Here is a 15,605-nt window from a genome sequence, read left to right as displayed (position 1 = left end):
TCGAGAACATCGGCCACGCCGCGAGGACTGCCGCCGATCGGAGAGAGGCCGGGGTCACTTAGCGACTCGTCCATGACGTCCGCGGTTCGGGCGGCATGCGAGGTGTTCGAGTGTTCCAGGCCAGCGGGCATCGATACTTCTGAGGCCAGCTTTCCAACGTCGCACTTTCATTATCGGAAGTCGCGTGGCTTGACCTTGATGCCCTCGGTTGGCTGCCCCGGTACGATGCCCGAGCCAAGTCTGAGGTCCGGTATGAAGATGTCGCGCGGTGGGCGGCCGAGCGGCCGCTGCGCCGGATCGCGAGGGTCAGGACCGAGGCCATGCTTCACAACGTCGGCCCGGGCGGTCTGGTAGACGCTTGCCACGTCCGATCGCTTTCCGACGGTGGCGAGCAGCGGCGAGAGGTCGTCCAGACGCTGCGCCACGACGTAGATGACGTCGCCCTCGCGTTGCACCTGGCCGCGCACACCCATCATGGACGCGCCTAGGACGATGCGGCGGTGCTTCTCGAACAGGTTCGGCCAGACGACGAGGTTCGCGACATCGGTCTCGTCTTCCAGCGTGATGAACATCACGCCTTTGGCCGACCCCGGCTTCTGCCGGAGCAGCACTAGGCCAGCCAGGTCTACCCATCTGCCATCACGCGTATCGCGCAGCGAGGCGCAAGTGACCATGCGCCTCAAACCGAGTTCATCTCGCAGGAATGCAAGGGGATGCGCGCGTAGCGACAGACCGACCGCGCGGTAGTCCTCTACGACCTCTTCGCCTTCTCCCATGGTCGTGAGCGCCACCTGGGGTTCGACCGCCTCCGGTCGAAGTTTGCCTGCGCGCTCGTCAGCCGCAGCGAACAGCGGCAGCGCCTCGTGCCCCAGGCCCTTTACCTCCCAGAGGCCGGACCGGCGGGATAAATCGAGGGACCCGAAGCCGCCGGCGTGACCGATGCGGTCCAGAGCGCGGCCACTGACGTTGGCCCTGCGCTGGATTTCCTCGACCGACGAATACGGCTCCACGCCGCGAGCGAGCACGATCGCCGCGCCGTCCGCATTCTTGAGGTCGCGGGCATATCGAAGGCCGAGACGGACTGCGAGATGGCCGCGGCCTGTCTGCTCCAATGTACAGTCCCAGCGGCTGTGGTTGACGTCGATCGGCCGGACCTCGACGTCGTGCTGCCGCGCGTCACGCACGATCTGCGCCGGCGCATAGAACCCCATCGGCTGCGCGTTGAGTAGGGCCGCGCAGAACACGTCCGGGTGGTGGCACTTCATCCAGGACGAGGCGTAGGCGATCAGCGCGAACGAAGCTGCGTGGCTTTCCGGAAAGCCATACGAGCCGAATCCCTCGATCTGGCTGAATGTCTTCTCGGCGAAGTCGCGTTCGTACCCGCGGGCGGTCATGCCGTCGATCAGCTTGTCCTTGAAATGGCTGACCCCTCCCGTGAGCTTGAAGGTGGCCATGGCACGGCGAAGAAGGTCGGCTTCGGACGCGGTGAAGCCCGCGCATTCGATTGCCACCCGCATGGCCTGCTCTTGGAACAGCGGGACGCCGAGCGTCTTCTCCAGCACGCGCCGCAACTCCTCCGTCGGGTAGGTGATCTTCTCCTTGCCCTCTCGACGTCGCAGGTACGGATGCACCATGTCGCCTTGGATAGGTCCTGGCCGGACGATCGCCACCTGCACGACGAGGTCGTAGAACCACGCGGGCTTGATCCTCGGCAGCATCGCCATCTGCGCGCGGCTCTCGATCTGGAAGACGCCGAGCGTGTCCGCCTTCTGGATCATCGCGAACGTCGTGGGGTCGTCATGCGGGATGGACGCGAGATCCATCTCGATGTTCTTGTCGTCCGAGAGGAACGCGAACGCGCGCCGCATGCATCCCAGCATCCCAAGTCCGAGCACGTCGACCTTCATGAAACCCAGTGCGTCGATGTCGTCCTTGTCCCATTCGATGATCTGACGATCCTGCATCGCGGCAGGCTCGATCGGCACCAGTTCGTCGAGGCGCCCGAGTGTCAGCACGAAGCCCCCTGGATGCTGCGACGTATGTCTCGGCGTGTCGATGAGCGTTCGAGCAAGTTCGAGAGTCAGTGCCAGGCGTCGGTCGGTCGCGTCTAGATTGAGTTCCTCTGCATGGTGCGCCTCCACGCCCTCGCGGCTCCAGCCCCAGACCTGGCTGGCCAGGCCGCCGACGACGTCCTCGCTGAGGCCCAGCGCCTTTCCCACCTCTCGCACCGCCCCGCGCGCGCGGAAGCGCGAGACCACCGCGGTGAGGGCGGAATGCTCGCGGCCATAGGTCTCGTAGATCCACTGGATCACTTCCTCGCGCCGCTCGTGCTCGAAGTCGACGTCGATGTCGGGCGGTTCGCGCCGCTCGAGCGACACGAAGCGTTCGAACAGCAGTTCGGATTTCACGGGGTCTATCGAGGTGATGCCGAGCACGAAGCATACCGCCGAGTTCGCGGCGCTGCCTCGTCCCTGACACAGGATGCCCTTGGAACGCGCGAAGGACACGATCGAGTGGACGGTGAGGAAGTAGGGGGCGTAGGTCAGCTCCGCGATCAGGCGTAGTTCGTGCGCCAGCTGGTCGCGGACCGCGGTCGGGACGCCTTCGGGGTATCGGGTGGTGGCCTTCTCCCATGTCAGTCTTTCGAGTTCCTGCTGGGGGGTGAGCCCGCTTTCGCCGATCTCGTCGGGATAGGTGTAGGTGAGATGCTCGAGATCGAACGTGCAGAGGCGCGCGATCTCGGCACTGCGCGCGACCGGCGAGATGTCGCCGAGGTAACGCGCGAACAGTCGCTCCATCTCGTCGGCGGACTTCAGGTGACGATCCGCGAAGCGCTCGCGGCGTCGGCCCAGCGTGTCCACCGTGCACTTTTCTCGGATGCAACTCACGACGTCCTGCAGGAGGCGTCGTTCGGGCGAGTGGTAGAGCACGTCGCCGGTTGCGACCGTCGGCACGCCGGCAGCGGCGGCAAGCGATGCCAAGTCCCTTAGGCGGACGGCATCTCGCGGACGTCGACGGATCGAAAGCGACAGATAGGATCGTCCTCTGCCGAACGTCCGCGTCAGCCGTGCGAGCGCATCCTCGGTCGCGGCGTCGGCGCGGTCGGGCACCAGTATCGCGATCATGCCCTCGGACCATTCCGCCACGTCGGACCAGTGCAGATGGCAGCCGCCCTTGCCGGCGCGCGCTTTGCCGAGGCTGAGCAGCCGGCACAGACGGGAGTAGGCGTTCCGGTCGGTGGGATAGACGAGCAACGAGGTGCCGCACACCAGGTCAAGCCGGCAACCGACGATGGATCGGACGCCCGTCACCTTCTGGCCGTCCCACGCGCGGACCAGGCCCCCGAGCGTGTTGCGATCGACGATGCCGAGCGCGGGGAGCCCAAGCAGTGCGGCGGCCGCGAACAGTTCCTCGGGACTTGAAGCGCCGCGCAGGAAAGAAAAGTGCGTCGTTACCTGCAGCTCCACGTATCTCACGTCCCCGAGCGGGTCCTCGTCGCTCACGCGAAGGCGCCGTGGATGAACCACTTCATCGGCCCGGTGGCGACCCGCTCGCCGTCGCCGAGACGGAACAGCCAGTACCGTCCCCCGGTCGTCGTCTCGACCTGGAAGTAGTCGCGTACCGCATAGGGCGTGTCCGCTTCGTGTCCCGCCTCGCGCCACCATTCCCCATGGAGCCGTTCCGGGCCGTCAGCCCGGGCGACGCGATGCCGCGCGCCACGCCAGATGAACATCGCTGGGGGATGGTCCGGGAGCATCGCCATCACCTCCACGCGCTCGGGTGGCACGATCAGGCGCGAAGGCCGCGGCAGGTCTTTCTGCCAGCCCGCCCCGGACTCCCGCGCCAAGGCCGGGACCAGGCGGACCTCACGCTCGGGCATCGTGCCTTCACACGGTTCTGTTCGATAAAGCTGGCGGCTGCCGAAGCGGTTGGAGAGGGTATCGACGATCGCCGCGAGGTCCGGCCCGGCACGGTCGCCACTCAGCAAGGTGGTCGCATAGATCGGAGCCAGCGGCTGCGTGAGCGGCGCGACAAGCGTCATGGCTTCCACGCCCATTCCGGGATCCACGGTCTCGATGCGTTGACAGAGGAGTTTGGCGAGATGCCTCGGGTCACGCGACGGAGTGGCGGTGCCCGCGCGGATTGCCTGATGATGACCATCGACGCGATGGAAATACAGGTCGAGCCGCCGCGCCCCGAGACCGGATCCGGTCAGGCTCAAGACGATGTCGCCGCAAAGGTCGCCGATAACCTGCGCAAAGGCATCCGCGGTGCTGATCGGCTCAAGCAGGCCGCGCCTGGCCCGGGGGATCTCGGAGGGGAACAGCGGGTCGATCGGTTCCGGCGCTTGGCCGAGCGCCTGGTCGAGGCGCCTATGCAACTGTCGTCCGAAGCGCTTGGCTAGTGGCGCGCGTGGCGCACTTATCAACTGTTCGACCCGCTCGATGCCCATCCGCCGCAGTTCTGCGGCGACACCCGGTTCGATGCGGAGTGCGGACACCGGCAGTATCGAGATAGCTGCCCTCGTCTTGCCGGCCTCCACGACGTTCGGCCGGCCAGACGGCACCAATCGAGCGACCGCATGTGCGCAACCCGCGGTGTCCGCCACCGCGACCTGACAGCTCATTCCGGATGCGGTGATGCGGCGCAGGATGTCCTTAAGCAGCGGCGTCTCGCCCTCGTACCGGTGCGCACAGCCGGTTATGTCGATCCAGATGCCGTCCGGGGGGTCGGGCGCGACGATCGGCGAGTAGCGACGACCCGCCCACAGCGCGAGGCGACGTAGGCCTTCGAGATCGTCGTCTGGACTGGCGTCGACCACGACGAGCTCGGGCGACAGTGAGCGGGCGCGGGTCACCGTCATGCCAGCCGTGACCCCTAGGCGGCGTGCATTCTCGTCCACGGCCGCGATCACGCGTCGGCCGTGGTCCGGATGGGCGGTCACTAGCGGGGCTTCGTCGCCCTCAGGCCGCTTGCCGGCCTTCCGCCGGACGCGATCCGTGGACCACGTCGGCAGGAATACCGAGATTACCCTGCGCATCGCAGCCCTCCACGATCCAATGTTGCGGCTCACCGCCGCGGGCGCGTTCGAGCGCGAGGCTCCATCTCGGCCGACTGAGGCTCGGAATCGAAAGATCCTCGCTCGGTGCCGCGCGGACTCGCCACCGTGTCGTCGCTGCGCTCCCGTCTGTCGCCGCGGCTGGCACCGAACCGCGGCGGAACGCGAAGGCCGGGACGCCCGACTGCTCGGCGGCGAGTTGTAGACGGCGCGATGCGGTAAGCGTCATCTTGCGCAACTCCCCGACCACTCCGCCGAGACCGGCATGCCGGAGACACTCCTCCATAGCCGTCAGCACATTGGTATCGCTGCCGGCCTCGACGAAGACCACGCGATCCGGGTGGAGGCCGGCCAGTCCCAGCGCAGGCGAGAAGAGGTCCCGCCAGTGCACGCACCAGAAGACGATCCCCTCAGTTCTTGCGAGCACCCCCGCGATGAACACCGTCGCCGCGGCATCGTCGGCCAGCTCCGCGCTGCCGCAGACCTCGTGGAGCGCGCCAGTCGAGATGCCGCCGCCCGGCAGGTGGCGGTCGATCGCGTCGATCCCGAACGGCAGGCTCGCATGACGTACGCTAACGCCCTCGATCCGCGTGATGCGCTCACGGAGATCGGCGAGGACGGCGGCATCGGGCATGGCATCGGGCAGACTCTGGAGAGAGGGGTGATTCGTTCCCCTAATGTTCGGGGCTGCCGCCCGCCACTGTCAACGCCTTTGTTCCTTTTATGTTCTGTGCTATGGAGTTGGTTCGCGAGTCGTCAGAGAGGGTTATCGTGTCCAGGCTCCACACCGTCCGGAGCAGCGTCGCCGAAATCGCCGCGGCGTTCGGTGCCGAGGCGGCTTCCGGTCTGACCATACCTGCCGAGACGATCGAGGGAGGGCCCGGGCTTGTCGTGTTCGAGAGCGGCGGCCGCCGGTTGCTGAGACCTGCGACGTGGGGTTTTCCACGTCCATCGCTCGAAGGCGCGATCAGGGGCGACCCACCTCAGCGGGTAGGGATGGTTGCCGACTTGACCAACCGAATGTGGAAACGGGTCGTGGTCGATGCACGCTATCGATGCCTGATCCCGGTGACCCACTTCGCGAACCCGGACGGCGCACACGGTGCGAGGACCCGGACGTGGTTCTCCGTGAAAGATCGCCCGATCGTCGCGTGGGCCGGGTTTTGCCAGAACGTTTCCGGAATCGGGCCTGTCTACGCCGGCATGACGATGGAAGCGAACGCGACGATCCCGCCGACGAACGATCGCATGCCAGTCCTGCTGGATCCCGCCGATCACCAGCAATGGCTGCACGGTTCGATCCAGGACGTGATCCGCTTCATGTACCGGGCGCCATTCAACGCTGAGCGCATGAAGGTCGACAGAACCGACGACGCCTGGCGGAGTGGCGCCGCGCCGCCCGGGACCGAACCACAGCTAGCTCTGCTTTGAAGGAAGAGGCGGTGATTCCCGTTCCCAATAAAACTGACGCCAACGCGCTTGACGCCGTCAGGCAGGAGGCACTCGATCGGTGGAGAAGCAGGCACGGTGTCAGCGGGCGTGCGAGCGTCGGCGCGATGATCGAGGCCGCGAGCATCGCGCAGCTCGTCGCCACGGACGAAGGACCATGCTTCGAACCGGACGCGTTCGGAGAACTCGTCACTTTCATCGCCGAGTTGCCCTTCTGATGCTCGATCTCTTCGACGCGCCGGTCATACCGGGCATCGCGACGGCGTCCGACATCGTGGGGCCGGGTGAGGAGGCCGCGCTTATCGCAGCGATCGACGAGCAAAATCTGACCCCCTTCAGATTCCAGCAATGGACCGGGAAGCGTCTGACCCACAGCTTCGGCTGGAAATACGATTTCCAGAGCGGTGAGGTGAGCCGCGCAGGGCCGATACCGCCGTGGTTGCTAGGCGTTCGGGAAGCCGTCGCCGCGTTCAGCGGACTTAAACTCGCCGACCTCACTCAGGCCCTGCTTATTCGATACGACGTGGGGGCTGGGATCGGCTGGCACCGCGACCGCCCGATCTACGAGCACGTGCTTGGGCTGTCCCTGGGCGCCCCGGCGACAATGCGTTTTCGTCGGCGGGACGGCGATAGGTGGCAGCGAGCATCCCTGCCACTCGAGCCCCGCGCGGCGTATCACTTGTCGGGAGAAGCGCGGCACGTGTGGGAGCACAGCATTGCGGAAATGGAGAGTCCGCGGCACTCGATCACCTTCAGGACCTTCTCCAAGCGTGGCAGGCACTCGGGCGCCGCGAGTTGACGCAGCCGTTTGAGTTCGTTCGCGCCGGCTGATGACCGGGCGCGGCGAAGACGCTACGAAGTGCCCATGTGCAACCTGTATACAGAGCGCCTGAGCGCAGCCGAGGTCGCCGCTCACTTCGGCGTGGAGAATCCGATCCAGACCAACGCCGGTGCCGAGGTCTACCCGGGCACGCGGGGCATGGTCGTTCGCGAACAGGATGGCGTCAGGGTCCTGCAGTCGATGACATGGGGCTTTCCCCTGCGGTTGAAGGGAATGTCACCCACGGCGAAGCCAAAGCCAGTCAATAACATCGCCGACCTCGCAAAGCCGATGTGGGTCGGACTCGCCCGCAAGCCCCAGTGGCGCTGCCTCATCCCACTCACCGAGTTTGCCGAGGCGGAAGGCCCCAAGGGTTCGAAGACGCGCACATGGTTCAGCGTTAGAGGTGAGCCGATCTTTGCCTGGGCGGGACTGTGGCGGATCAGCGACGAGTGGGGCCCTGTCTATTCCGGGGTCATGACGGACTGCAACGAGGCCATCCGACCTGTGCACGACCGCATGCCCGTGCTGCTACACGCGGACGACTATGATCGTTGGCTCAATGGCACCTTCGACGACGCGCTCGCGTTCCAGAACCGGTGCTTCCCTGATGACCTGATCGAGATGCGGCGCACCGACGAGCTTTGGGTGAAGCGCAAGGCGCCGCCCGTCGAGGCAACACCCCTCTTGTGATCGGAGAGCGCGGCTCTGGTGTGGAAGGAGTCCGGGGCGGCCGAAGTCGGCTTGACCGGCGCCGGCCCTTGGAACGCATGGCCCTGGGCATCCTTACCTGAGCGGTGGCGGTGCGTGGCTAGGTCGCGACGTTCTTTGCGCCGAAAATGGCGCATTGGGCGGCGGGGAGTTCGTCATTGATGAGGCGAACCGGGAATTGCGTACGGGCGAGTAACTCGACAGTGCGGGCGGGCGAACTCAGCGTAAAGGAATTACATGGTCCGTGATCACTGGCGTGCTACTCGAGCCGATAAGGCCAGTGTCATCGTTGACGCCGAAAATTATTTCCGTGCGTCCCGGGCAGCCATGCTCAAGGCGCGGCGCAGGATCATGCTCATCGGGTGGGACTTCGACGCCAGGATTGATCTCATCCGAGCTACGCCCGAGGGCGACGACGCCCCGACGGCGGTGGGAGACCTTATCTATTGGCTGGTCGAACGAAACCCAGAACTCGAGGTTTACCTCCTGCGCTGGGACCTTGGCGCTTTAAAGACCCTGTTTCGTGGCAAGACGATCCTCACGGTCGCGAAGTGGATGATGCATCCGCGGATCCACGTTAAGCTCGACGGTCACCATCCGCCATCAGCGTCCCATCATCAGAAGATCGTCGTGATCGATGACTCTTTCGCCTTCTGCGGCGGCATCGACATGACTGGCGACCGGTGGGATACGCGGGACCACGCCGACGATGACCCGGAGCGACGTAATGCGGACGGTTCTACCTACGAGCCTTGGCACGACGCAACGACCGCCTTGCAAGGGCCAGTGGCCGCGGCGCTCGGACGACATGCGCGGGATCGTTGGCAGCGCGCGACCGGAGTGAGGTTGCCCGCGATACGGACCAAGCGGGACTGCTGGCCCGACGGCCTCCTGGCGCAATTCGAGAACGTGGTGGTTGCCATCGCGCGCACCGCCCCGCGCATGGATGACCAGCGCGAGGTGACGGAGATCGAAGAGCTGTATCTATCCCAGATACGGAGTGCGAAGCGCTGGATATACGCGGAGAGTCAGTATTTCGCTTCGCGGCGGATCGCGGAGGCAATCGCCCGGCGGCTGGATGAGCCTGATGGTCCCGAGATCGTCATCATCAATCCAGTCCAGGCCCAGGGTTGGCTGGAGCCGATCGCGATGGACACCGCGCGAGCCCGTCTCGTGCAGGCGCTTCGGCGTCGGGACGTTCACGATCGCCTGCGCATCTATCATCCGCACACGCGCGACCGTGTCCCGATCTACGTCCATGCCAAGATCCTAATCGTCGATGAGTCGATCCTCCGCGTGGGGTCGTCGAACATGAACAATCGCTCCATGCGGCTGGATACGGAGTGCGACGTCGCGATAGATTGCGCTCGTCAGGGCAATGCCGACTGCTCCGAAGCGATCGCACGGATCCGCAACGACCTCCTTGCCGAACACCTGGGGACGACGGTCGCGGGGGTGGCGAAGGCGATCGCATCCAAAGGGTCGCTGATCTCCGCCATCGACAGTTTGCGCTTCACTGGTCGCAGGAATGCGAAGGATCGGCGCCGGACGCTGGTCCCATACGAAGTGCCCGACTTATCAAGCGTCGAGAGTTGGCTGGCGGACAACGAGATCCTTGATCCGGAGGGACCCGATGAGATGTTCGAGGCTCTCGACGAACGCGGTCTTTTCCGAAGACTCAATCTGTGGCGTCGAAAGTGACGCGGTACTGACGATGCGGCTTGGTTCAGCGTCGCAGCGCGCACTGGATCGCCAGCCTACGTATCGTGCTCGCAGACTTGGAGCGTCTTGAACCACTCGGCGTATGGCGTGTTCCTCACCATGTGCCGGTTGATGTCCGGCGCCCCGTCTGTCCACCACGCCGGTCCCCGCTCACCAAGTGCGACCTTCATCCGACCTACCTCCGCGTGGGCAGCCTGTTCGGCTTCGGGGTCCGCTGCGCGCTTGGCTGACCTGACGGCTCGCCGAGCCGTCATGAGGCCCGAAACCAGCTTTGCGCGATTCTCCTCCGCCAAGCCTGGATTGGCCAATCGCCACAGGCGACCGCGCACCACGAAGTATCGCTTGTCCGGTGTCACGGGGTGGCCAGCGGCCTTTACGGGACGTCGAACCGGACGCGCAGTCACGCACCTACGCCATTTGCGCCGGCGACCCCTGCGAGCCGTTTTCAAAATTGGCCTTCGGACGCGACAGCAGATCGACGACCAGGTCATTCCCTTGGGTGGTTGCGACGCTGATCGCGGAGTTTCCCGCTGCGTCGATGGCATTGCAGTCCGCCCCAGCGTTGATGAGGGCATCGATGATGGCGAGGTGCCCGAACAGTGCGGCCATCATCAACGAAGTCTGACCTGCGTCATTACGGCGATCGACGTCGGCACCGGCTTCGAGAAGTAGGCGTGCGATGCTCGCGTGGCCTTTGAACGACACGCCCATTAGCGCGGTGTTGCCGCGCGTCGCGTCCGCGGCGTCGACCTGGGCCCCTGCGGCCAACAGTTCGCGCGCCGCCTCCTCATTGCCGTTGTATGTCGCGATGATGAGAGCCGTATGCCCTCCTGCGTCGCGGAGTTCCAACTCTGCCCCAGCGGCGAGGAGCGGCCGTACCATGTCGGCGCGGCCGATCCTCGCCGCGTCGTACAGAAGCTCCTGCAGGCGCGCCGGAGACGGCAATGGCGGGATTGTCTCAGGCATCAGGCCGAGCGTCGAGGTCCACCGTTAGCTCCCTCGGCCAGAAGCGCAGGCCGCGGCACGCCTCGATGAACCGACCCACGTCCTTAGCCGACGCAAGCGGAAGACACCCATCGTCCAGGTCGTCGTACACGCCGGCCTTCTTGAACAACGGCGCCGCTTCGGCTCCAAGTCCGATGAATTTGCAGTGCGCGAATGCATCCGACACGAAGTCCTTGGAAGGCTTGTCGATGGCTAGAAGCTCTGCGCCCTTCGCTGAGGGGATCACCGCGACCGCGTCGTAGAGCACCGACGGTCCGCCATCGATCTTCTGCTTGGCCGGAAGCGGCGTGCCGTCCGAGAGGGTCACCCCTCCAATCTTGGGCGCTATCACCTCGAAGACGGCGCCTTCCGCATCCAGCGCCTTCGTCAGCGCCGCGAAGAGCTTCGCATCCGTACCATCGGTGACGAGGATGCCCATCTTCCGACCCGCGAAGTTAGGCGGGCCGTTCTTGACGATGCTGAGCGCATCCGAGGGTGCGAGTTCCAAGTTGGTGGGGCGAGCCGCCTTGGCTGCCTCGGGTGACTGCATGCCGAGCCCGTCCGCGACCGTCTGTGCGAGGCCAGTGTCGATGTTGAGCAGATGCGACAGCATTCGCGACCGGATGTCCGGACGCTCGACCTTCGATAGCTCGAAGACCAGCGCGTCCCCGATGTGTTTCTGCTCGATAGCCGTCTGGCTGACCAGGAACTGCCGCGCTTGGCTGTAGTGGTCGGCGAAGCTCTCGGGTCGTGCCCGCAACTTCGGACCGTCGGGTTCCGCGGCGAAGGACCGGAAGCCACGGACCGGGTCTTCGCGCGGACCGCCCAATTCGGGCGCCCAGGTGTTTGGTTCATAGTTGGCCCGCCCCTTCGGATTGGTCATGGCCATGTGGCCGTCCTGCTGGAAGTTTGCGACGGGACTCTTCGCGGCGTTGATCGGGATGTGCGTGAAGTTCGGTCCGCCCAGCCGCTTCAGCTGGGTGTCCAGATACGAGAAGTTCCGACCCTGCAGCAGAGGGTCGTTGGAGAAGTCGATCCCGGGGGGCACGTTCTGCGTGCAGAAGGCCACCTGTTCGGTCTCGGCGAAGAAATTGTCCACGAGGCGGTCGAGGACGAGCCGGCCGACGATACGGACGGGGAGGATTTCCTCCGGGATTATCTTGGTCGGATCGAGCACGTCGAAATCGAACGAGTTCGCGAATTCCTCGTCGAACAACTGGACCCCCAGCTCCCATTCGGGGAAGTCTCCCGCGTTGATGGCGTCCCAGAGGTCGCGGCGATGGAAATCGGGATCCGCGCCGTTGATCTTGACCGCTTCGTTCCAGACCACGGACTGCAGGCCTGCCTTTGGCTTCCAGTGGAATTTCACGAAAGTGGATGCGCCGTCGTCGTCGAGCAGACGGAAGGTGTGCACGCCGAACCCCTCCATCGTTCGGAAGGACCGCGGTAGCGTCCGGTCCGACATGATCCACATGACCATGTGCATGCTCTCAGGCGTCAGGGTGATGAAGTCCCAGAAATTGTCGTGAGCCGTCTGCGCCTGCGGAAACGCCCGGTCAGGTGCGGGCTTCGCAGCATGGATCAGGTCAGGGAACTTGATCGCGTCTTGGATGAAGAACACTGGGATGTTGTTGCCGACGAGATCCCAATTGCCCTCTTTAGTGTACATCTTGACCGAGAAGCCGCGCACATCTCGCGCAAGGTCCGGCGAACCCTTCGAGCCTGCGACTGTCGAGAAGCGCACGAACGCCGGGGTCCGCTCGCCCACCCGCTGGAATATATCCGCTCTGCTTACGTCCGATAGGCTATCGGTGAGTTCGAAGAATCCATGCGCAGCGTAGCCGCGCGCGTGCACGACCCGCTCCGGGATTCGCTCATGGTCGAAGTGGAAGATCTTCTCGCGGAAATGGAAGTCCTCGAGAAGGGTTGGACCGCGCACACCCTGCTTCAAGCTGTTCTGGTCGTCGGCGACCGGAATGCCCTGCTGGGTCGTGAGCACGGCGATACCATCGCCAGCTACTTGGTGGGTTTCGCCACCGTCACCCTGATCCTCGGCAAAGCGGTCTTCCGGCCGCGCTGGCGATTTCGCCGGCTTGGCAGAACTCGCGGCTGGCTTTTTAGTGACCTTTGATGATGTCGCTTTGGCCATTCTCTCGTCCTCCCAGACAATTTGGGCGGCTCTCAGCCAGCCCGGGTTCTTGTCGTCGTTCCGCCGCGCAATCGTGGCGACGCCAACCTCGAAGACTCAAGCGCTCAGACCCGGGCAAGTTTCATCGTCATGCGGGAAACTAACTTGGGTTGCGACGTTTCCGCTGGCCCCGTCGCAGCTTCTGTTCGGCGGCAGGCAGCAAGTTTGAAATTGCACAGGCCAGCCGTCGAATCCGTTGCGCGCTCGGCCTACCTTGATCACGTCGGCCGGGGAAAGTTGCACGAACCAAGGGCTCGAGGTTCAGAGGGAACTGGACCGTTTTTCATCGATCGCTTTGATTATGGCCTCCTCGCCACTCGCGCCTGTGTGAGGATAACCGTCACCGGCCGCGCTGTCCGAGTCGTAGTCCTCGCCAGGATTGCCGCCGCCCACACCGGCTCCGCTGCCTTCGACTGTGCCGTCCGATGGCAGGCTGTGACGCTCCTGCTCCCGGCGCCACTCCGCTTGTCCGACGCTGTCATATTCCTGCCCGGAATAGCCAGCGCCCGTTCCGACCTTTGAGCCTGCCTCCGGGTCGGCCGGCGTCGCGAACACTGGCCGCTTCCCGGCGTTTGGCTCTTCGTCGCTGCCTCGTTTCTCTGACATGTCTTTTTCTCCTCGGTCACCGAACGCTTTCGCGGCCGCCCCGCTCCGGTCAATCGCTGGAAAAAACGCTTTCGAACGGAACCCGCATGTCGGTGGTCGTGGAGATTGAAGGCTGCCAAGCCTTGTCGGTATCCCTCAGCCGCAAAGCGTTGATGACGTGGCGGTAATCGAAACCCGAACGCGCCTTGGGCGTTTCCGCCGCCGTCCGCGGCGCCAGCCATGGTGCGGGTCGCGGGCACTTCTGGAGCTTGGAAACCTCGAGGAGCTACGCGCGCGATGACGGACATTCTGGAACAGACCTTCCTCGTGATCGGGGTTTCGTTCGCGGCTGTGGCCGTGCTGGCGCGTCTCCGCGTCTCGCCGATCGTGGGCTACCTGGCGGCGGGGTTGCTGCTTGGCCCGACCGGCTTCGGTCTCTTGTCGGCTCGGAACGAGGGGGCGCACTTTCTCGGAGAGCTTGGCATCGCGCTGCTCATGTTCGTGATCGGATTGGAGTTCTCGCTCCCGAGGCTCGTCGCGGCCGGCAGGTCGGTTGTGGGATTGGGAGTCACGACGCTGCTCGCGACCGCCACCTTGGCGGCATGCGTGGCGGTCTGGGCGGCGGGGATCCCGATCATCCTGGCGGCAATCGTAGGTGGCGCAGTCGCGATGTCCTCGACGGCGATTGTCCATAAGCATCTGATCGATGCTGACCAGACTGGCAGCCGCCACGGAATAGCAGCGGCCGGGATAGTGCTTTTCGAAGACGTGGCCGCGCTTATCCTCTTGGCCATGGTTTCCGCGCTCCAGGACCGTGCCGGTCCACACGGTCTCGAAGCAGTGCTCCTGAGACTCGGCGTGGGCTTGGCCGTGTTCGCTGCGGTGGCGCTGCTGGCGCGACGGACGGTGGGGCGGCTGCTAGAATGGGTTGCGCGCACCAACGTGAACGAGGTCTTCCTCCTTGCGGTATTCACCTTAATCGTCGGCGCGTCCCTCGTGGCACAGTCGATCGGGCTGTCGCTCCCACTGGGGGCGTTCGTCGTTGGAATGATCATCGGCGAGAGCGACTTCCGCCATCAGCTCGAGGAGGAGATCCGACCGTTCAGGGATCTGCTCGTCGGCATATTCTTCATCACGGTCGGGATGTCGGTCGACTGGAACGAGATCGCCGGCAGCCCCGGTATGACGGCTGCAATCCTTGCCGCGATCGTGGGCGTCAAGTTGCTGGTCGTCTCCGCCGTTACCCGGTTGTCAGGGATGCGTTGGGGCAGCGCCCTCAGGACGGGCCTGCTCCTGGCGCACTCGGGGGAGTTGGGGTTGCTTGTGGTCGAAAGAAGAACGGCGTATCTCGCCTTGCCTAGCGAGCTGCATCCCTTTCGCCAGTATGCCGCGTCGACGACCCTGACGCGCGCCTTGTCGCCAGCATCCGCCAGATCGCGAACCCGTTGCAGGATCTCGGCTTGTTCGAACAGGGCATTGAGGGCGGATCGCTCTTCGGTTGTCAGCTTCCAGAAGCGCTTTCCGATCGGGATCGTCGGGTCCACCCCGTCGATGCGCTCCTTCGCGAGGTGGCGCCATTTCCGGCCGGCCGCCATCCGGCGCACGGATCGAACCACTGCGGGCTCGGGAGGGTCGTCGGACGTGTTGACGGTAAGCGCGCGGACGTATCCGTCGATCATCGCCTCCATCATCCGCGCGGTCGTGACGCCGGGCAGGTCCGAACTGCGGGCTGCGGTCTCGAGGGAGAGGCCCAGCCGTATGAGGTCGTGCGCCGGGTTGCCGATGATCGTCTGATCGAGGTCTCGGATCTGGACGTCGACCCGGCCATCCGCGTCGGCCAGTGGGCCGAGGTTGCCCAGGTGGCAGTCGCCGCATATCCAGATGGGCGGCCCGATCGGTATGTCCTTGAAGACCGGCGAGGCCTCGAGCCATTCGTAGAACTTGGCGGTGTTGCCACGAACGTAAGCATGCACCGATCTCGCCATCTTCAGGTCCCGGCGGTGGCGGAGGGCTTCAAGGCGCAGCTTGGTCGGTGCGGGCAAATGGCGGTCCTTTGATGCAGCTAAGGCCGCTCGGGTGAAGCGACC

The 15,605-nt window shown here is 64.8% G+C and carries 12 protein-coding genes and 2 pseudogenes; 6 read left to right on the top strand and 8 right to left on the bottom strand.

Annotation, left to right across the window (positions count from 1 at the left end; translation table 11 throughout):
• Positions 1 to 170: 170 nt before the first annotated feature.
• The 3 genes from FFS35_RS16945 to FFS35_RS16935 are packed head-to-tail and all read right to left on the bottom strand — an operon-like array spanning position 171 to position 5,693.
• Positions 171 to 3,503, bottom strand: coding sequence for an error-prone DNA polymerase (locus FFS35_RS16945; RefSeq protein ID WP_137788071.1), 3,333 nt, complete (start codon positions 3,501 to 3,503; stop codon positions 171 to 173).
• The gene (locus tag FFS35_RS16940) at positions 3,500 to 5,041 is read right to left on the bottom strand and encodes a DUF6504 family protein (RefSeq protein ID WP_137788070.1); all 1,542 of its coding nucleotides are present in this window, start codon (positions 5,039 to 5,041) and stop codon (positions 3,500 to 3,502) included. Before FFS35_RS16940 ends, FFS35_RS16945 begins: the two co-directional genes overlap by 4 nt.
• On the bottom strand, positions 4,965 to 5,693 hold the full coding sequence (locus FFS35_RS16935) for a damage-inducible mutagenesis protein (RefSeq protein WP_137788069.1): 729 nt from the start codon (positions 5,691 to 5,693) through the stop codon (positions 4,965 to 4,967). Before FFS35_RS16935 ends, FFS35_RS16940 begins: the two co-directional genes overlap by 77 nt.
• Before the next feature lie 101 nt (positions 5,694 to 5,794).
• Here FFS35_RS16935 and FFS35_RS16930 point away from each other — a divergent pair, with 101 nt between their 5' ends.
• The 5 genes from FFS35_RS16930 (at position 5,795) to FFS35_RS16910 (ending at position 9,740) form a co-directional block, all read left to right on the top strand.
• Positions 5,795 to 6,490 (top strand): SOS response-associated peptidase family protein, encoded by a 696-nt coding sequence (locus FFS35_RS16930; RefSeq protein ID WP_249341702.1) that lies wholly within the window; start codon positions 5,795 to 5,797, stop codon positions 6,488 to 6,490.
• Positions 6,487 to 6,726 carry a hypothetical protein gene (locus tag FFS35_RS16925; RefSeq protein WP_137788068.1) on the top strand — a complete coding sequence of 80 codons (240 nt, stop codon included), beginning with the start codon at positions 6,487 to 6,489 and terminating at the stop codon, positions 6,724 to 6,726. The genes FFS35_RS16930 and FFS35_RS16925 overlap by 4 nt, the downstream gene beginning before the upstream one ends.
• Positions 6,726 to 7,307 (top strand): alpha-ketoglutarate-dependent dioxygenase AlkB, encoded by a 582-nt coding sequence (locus FFS35_RS16920; protein WP_137788067.1) that lies wholly within the window; start codon positions 6,726 to 6,728, stop codon positions 7,305 to 7,307. Before FFS35_RS16925 ends, FFS35_RS16920 begins: the two co-directional genes overlap by 1 nt.
• A 66-nt stretch (positions 7,308 to 7,373) precedes the next feature.
• Entirely contained in the window at positions 7,374 to 8,021 is a 648-nt protein-coding gene (locus tag FFS35_RS16915; protein WP_137788066.1) for an SOS response-associated peptidase family protein, read from the top strand.
• Between the two features lie 255 nt (positions 8,022 to 8,276).
• Positions 8,277 to 9,740: a phospholipase D-like domain-containing protein gene (locus FFS35_RS16910; protein ID WP_137788065.1), complete on the top strand. Its 1,464-nt coding sequence runs from the start codon at positions 8,277 to 8,279 to the stop codon at positions 9,738 to 9,740.
• Between the two features lie 56 nt (positions 9,741 to 9,796).
• Here FFS35_RS16910 and FFS35_RS16905 read toward each other — a convergent pair whose 3' ends face one another.
• From FFS35_RS16905 to FFS35_RS16890, 4 genes are all read right to left on the bottom strand, one after another.
• On the bottom strand, positions 9,797 to 10,165 hold the full coding sequence (locus tag FFS35_RS16905; protein WP_249341701.1) for a hypothetical protein: 369 nt from the start codon (positions 10,163 to 10,165) through the stop codon (positions 9,797 to 9,799).
• Positions 10,166 to 10,169: 4 nt separating this feature from the next.
• Positions 10,170 to 10,727 (bottom strand): ankyrin repeat domain-containing protein, encoded by a 558-nt coding sequence (locus tag FFS35_RS16900; protein ID WP_137788064.1) that lies wholly within the window; start codon positions 10,725 to 10,727, stop codon positions 10,170 to 10,172.
• Positions 10,720 to 12,894, bottom strand: coding sequence for a catalase (locus FFS35_RS16895; RefSeq protein ID WP_137788063.1), 2,175 nt, complete (start codon positions 12,892 to 12,894; stop codon positions 10,720 to 10,722). The genes FFS35_RS16900 and FFS35_RS16895 overlap by 8 nt, the downstream gene beginning before the upstream one ends.
• A 300-nt stretch (positions 12,895 to 13,194) precedes the next feature.
• Positions 13,195 to 13,539 carry a hypothetical protein gene (locus FFS35_RS16890; protein WP_137788062.1) on the bottom strand — a complete coding sequence of 115 codons (345 nt, stop codon included), beginning with the start codon at positions 13,537 to 13,539 and terminating at the stop codon, positions 13,195 to 13,197.
• A gap of 219 nt (positions 13,540 to 13,758) precedes the next feature.
• Between FFS35_RS16890 and FFS35_RS20430 the strand changes: the two are divergent.
• Positions 13,759 to 14,793: pseudogene (locus FFS35_RS20430) on the top strand (cation:proton antiporter); the annotation flags it as partial.
• Positions 14,794 to 14,891: 98 nt separating this feature from the next.
• Here FFS35_RS20430 and FFS35_RS16885 read toward each other — a convergent pair.
• Positions 14,892 to 15,503, bottom strand: a pseudogene (locus FFS35_RS16885) (DUF2252 family protein); the annotation flags it as partial.
• Positions 15,504 to 15,605: the final 102 nt, after the last annotated feature.

Origin of the sequence: Sphingomonas sp. 3P27F8, from assembly GCF_005502745.1 — a bacterium.
Taxonomy (GTDB): domain Bacteria; phylum Pseudomonadota; class Alphaproteobacteria; order Sphingomonadales; family Sphingomonadaceae; genus Sphingomonas.
This window is presented reverse-complemented; position numbering and strand designations above follow the sequence as displayed.

What these genes read in the sequence shown, in the direction of transcription:
- FFS35_RS16935 (WP_137788069.1), bottom strand. Translation starts at nt 5,693, where the DNA reads ATGCCCGATGCCGCCGTCCTCGCCGATCTCCGTGAGCGCATCACGCGG.
- FFS35_RS16930 (WP_249341702.1), top strand. Translation starts at nt 5,795, where the DNA reads ATGGAGTTGGTTCGCGAGTCGTCAGAGAGGGTTATCGTGTCCAGGCTC.
- FFS35_RS16900 (WP_137788064.1), bottom strand. Translation starts at nt 10,727, where the DNA reads ATGCCTGAGACAATCCCGCCATTGCCGTCTCCGGCGCGCCTGCAGGAG.
- FFS35_RS16940 (WP_137788070.1), bottom strand. Translation starts at nt 5,041, where the DNA reads ATGCGCAGGGTAATCTCGGTATTCCTGCCGACGTGGTCCACGGATCGC.
- FFS35_RS16920 (WP_137788067.1), top strand. Translation starts at nt 6,726, where the DNA reads ATGCTCGATCTCTTCGACGCGCCGGTCATACCGGGCATCGCGACGGCG.
- FFS35_RS16915 (WP_137788066.1), top strand. Translation starts at nt 7,374, where the DNA reads ATGTGCAACCTGTATACAGAGCGCCTGAGCGCAGCCGAGGTCGCCGCT.
- FFS35_RS16890 (WP_137788062.1), bottom strand. Translation starts at nt 13,539, where the DNA reads ATGTCAGAGAAACGAGGCAGCGACGAAGAGCCAAACGCCGGGAAGCGG.
- FFS35_RS16910 (WP_137788065.1), top strand. Translation starts at nt 8,277, where the DNA reads ATGGTCCGTGATCACTGGCGTGCTACTCGAGCCGATAAGGCCAGTGTC.
- FFS35_RS16895 (WP_137788063.1), bottom strand. Translation starts at nt 12,894, where the DNA reads ATGGCCAAAGCGACATCATCAAAGGTCACTAAAAAGCCAGCCGCGAGT.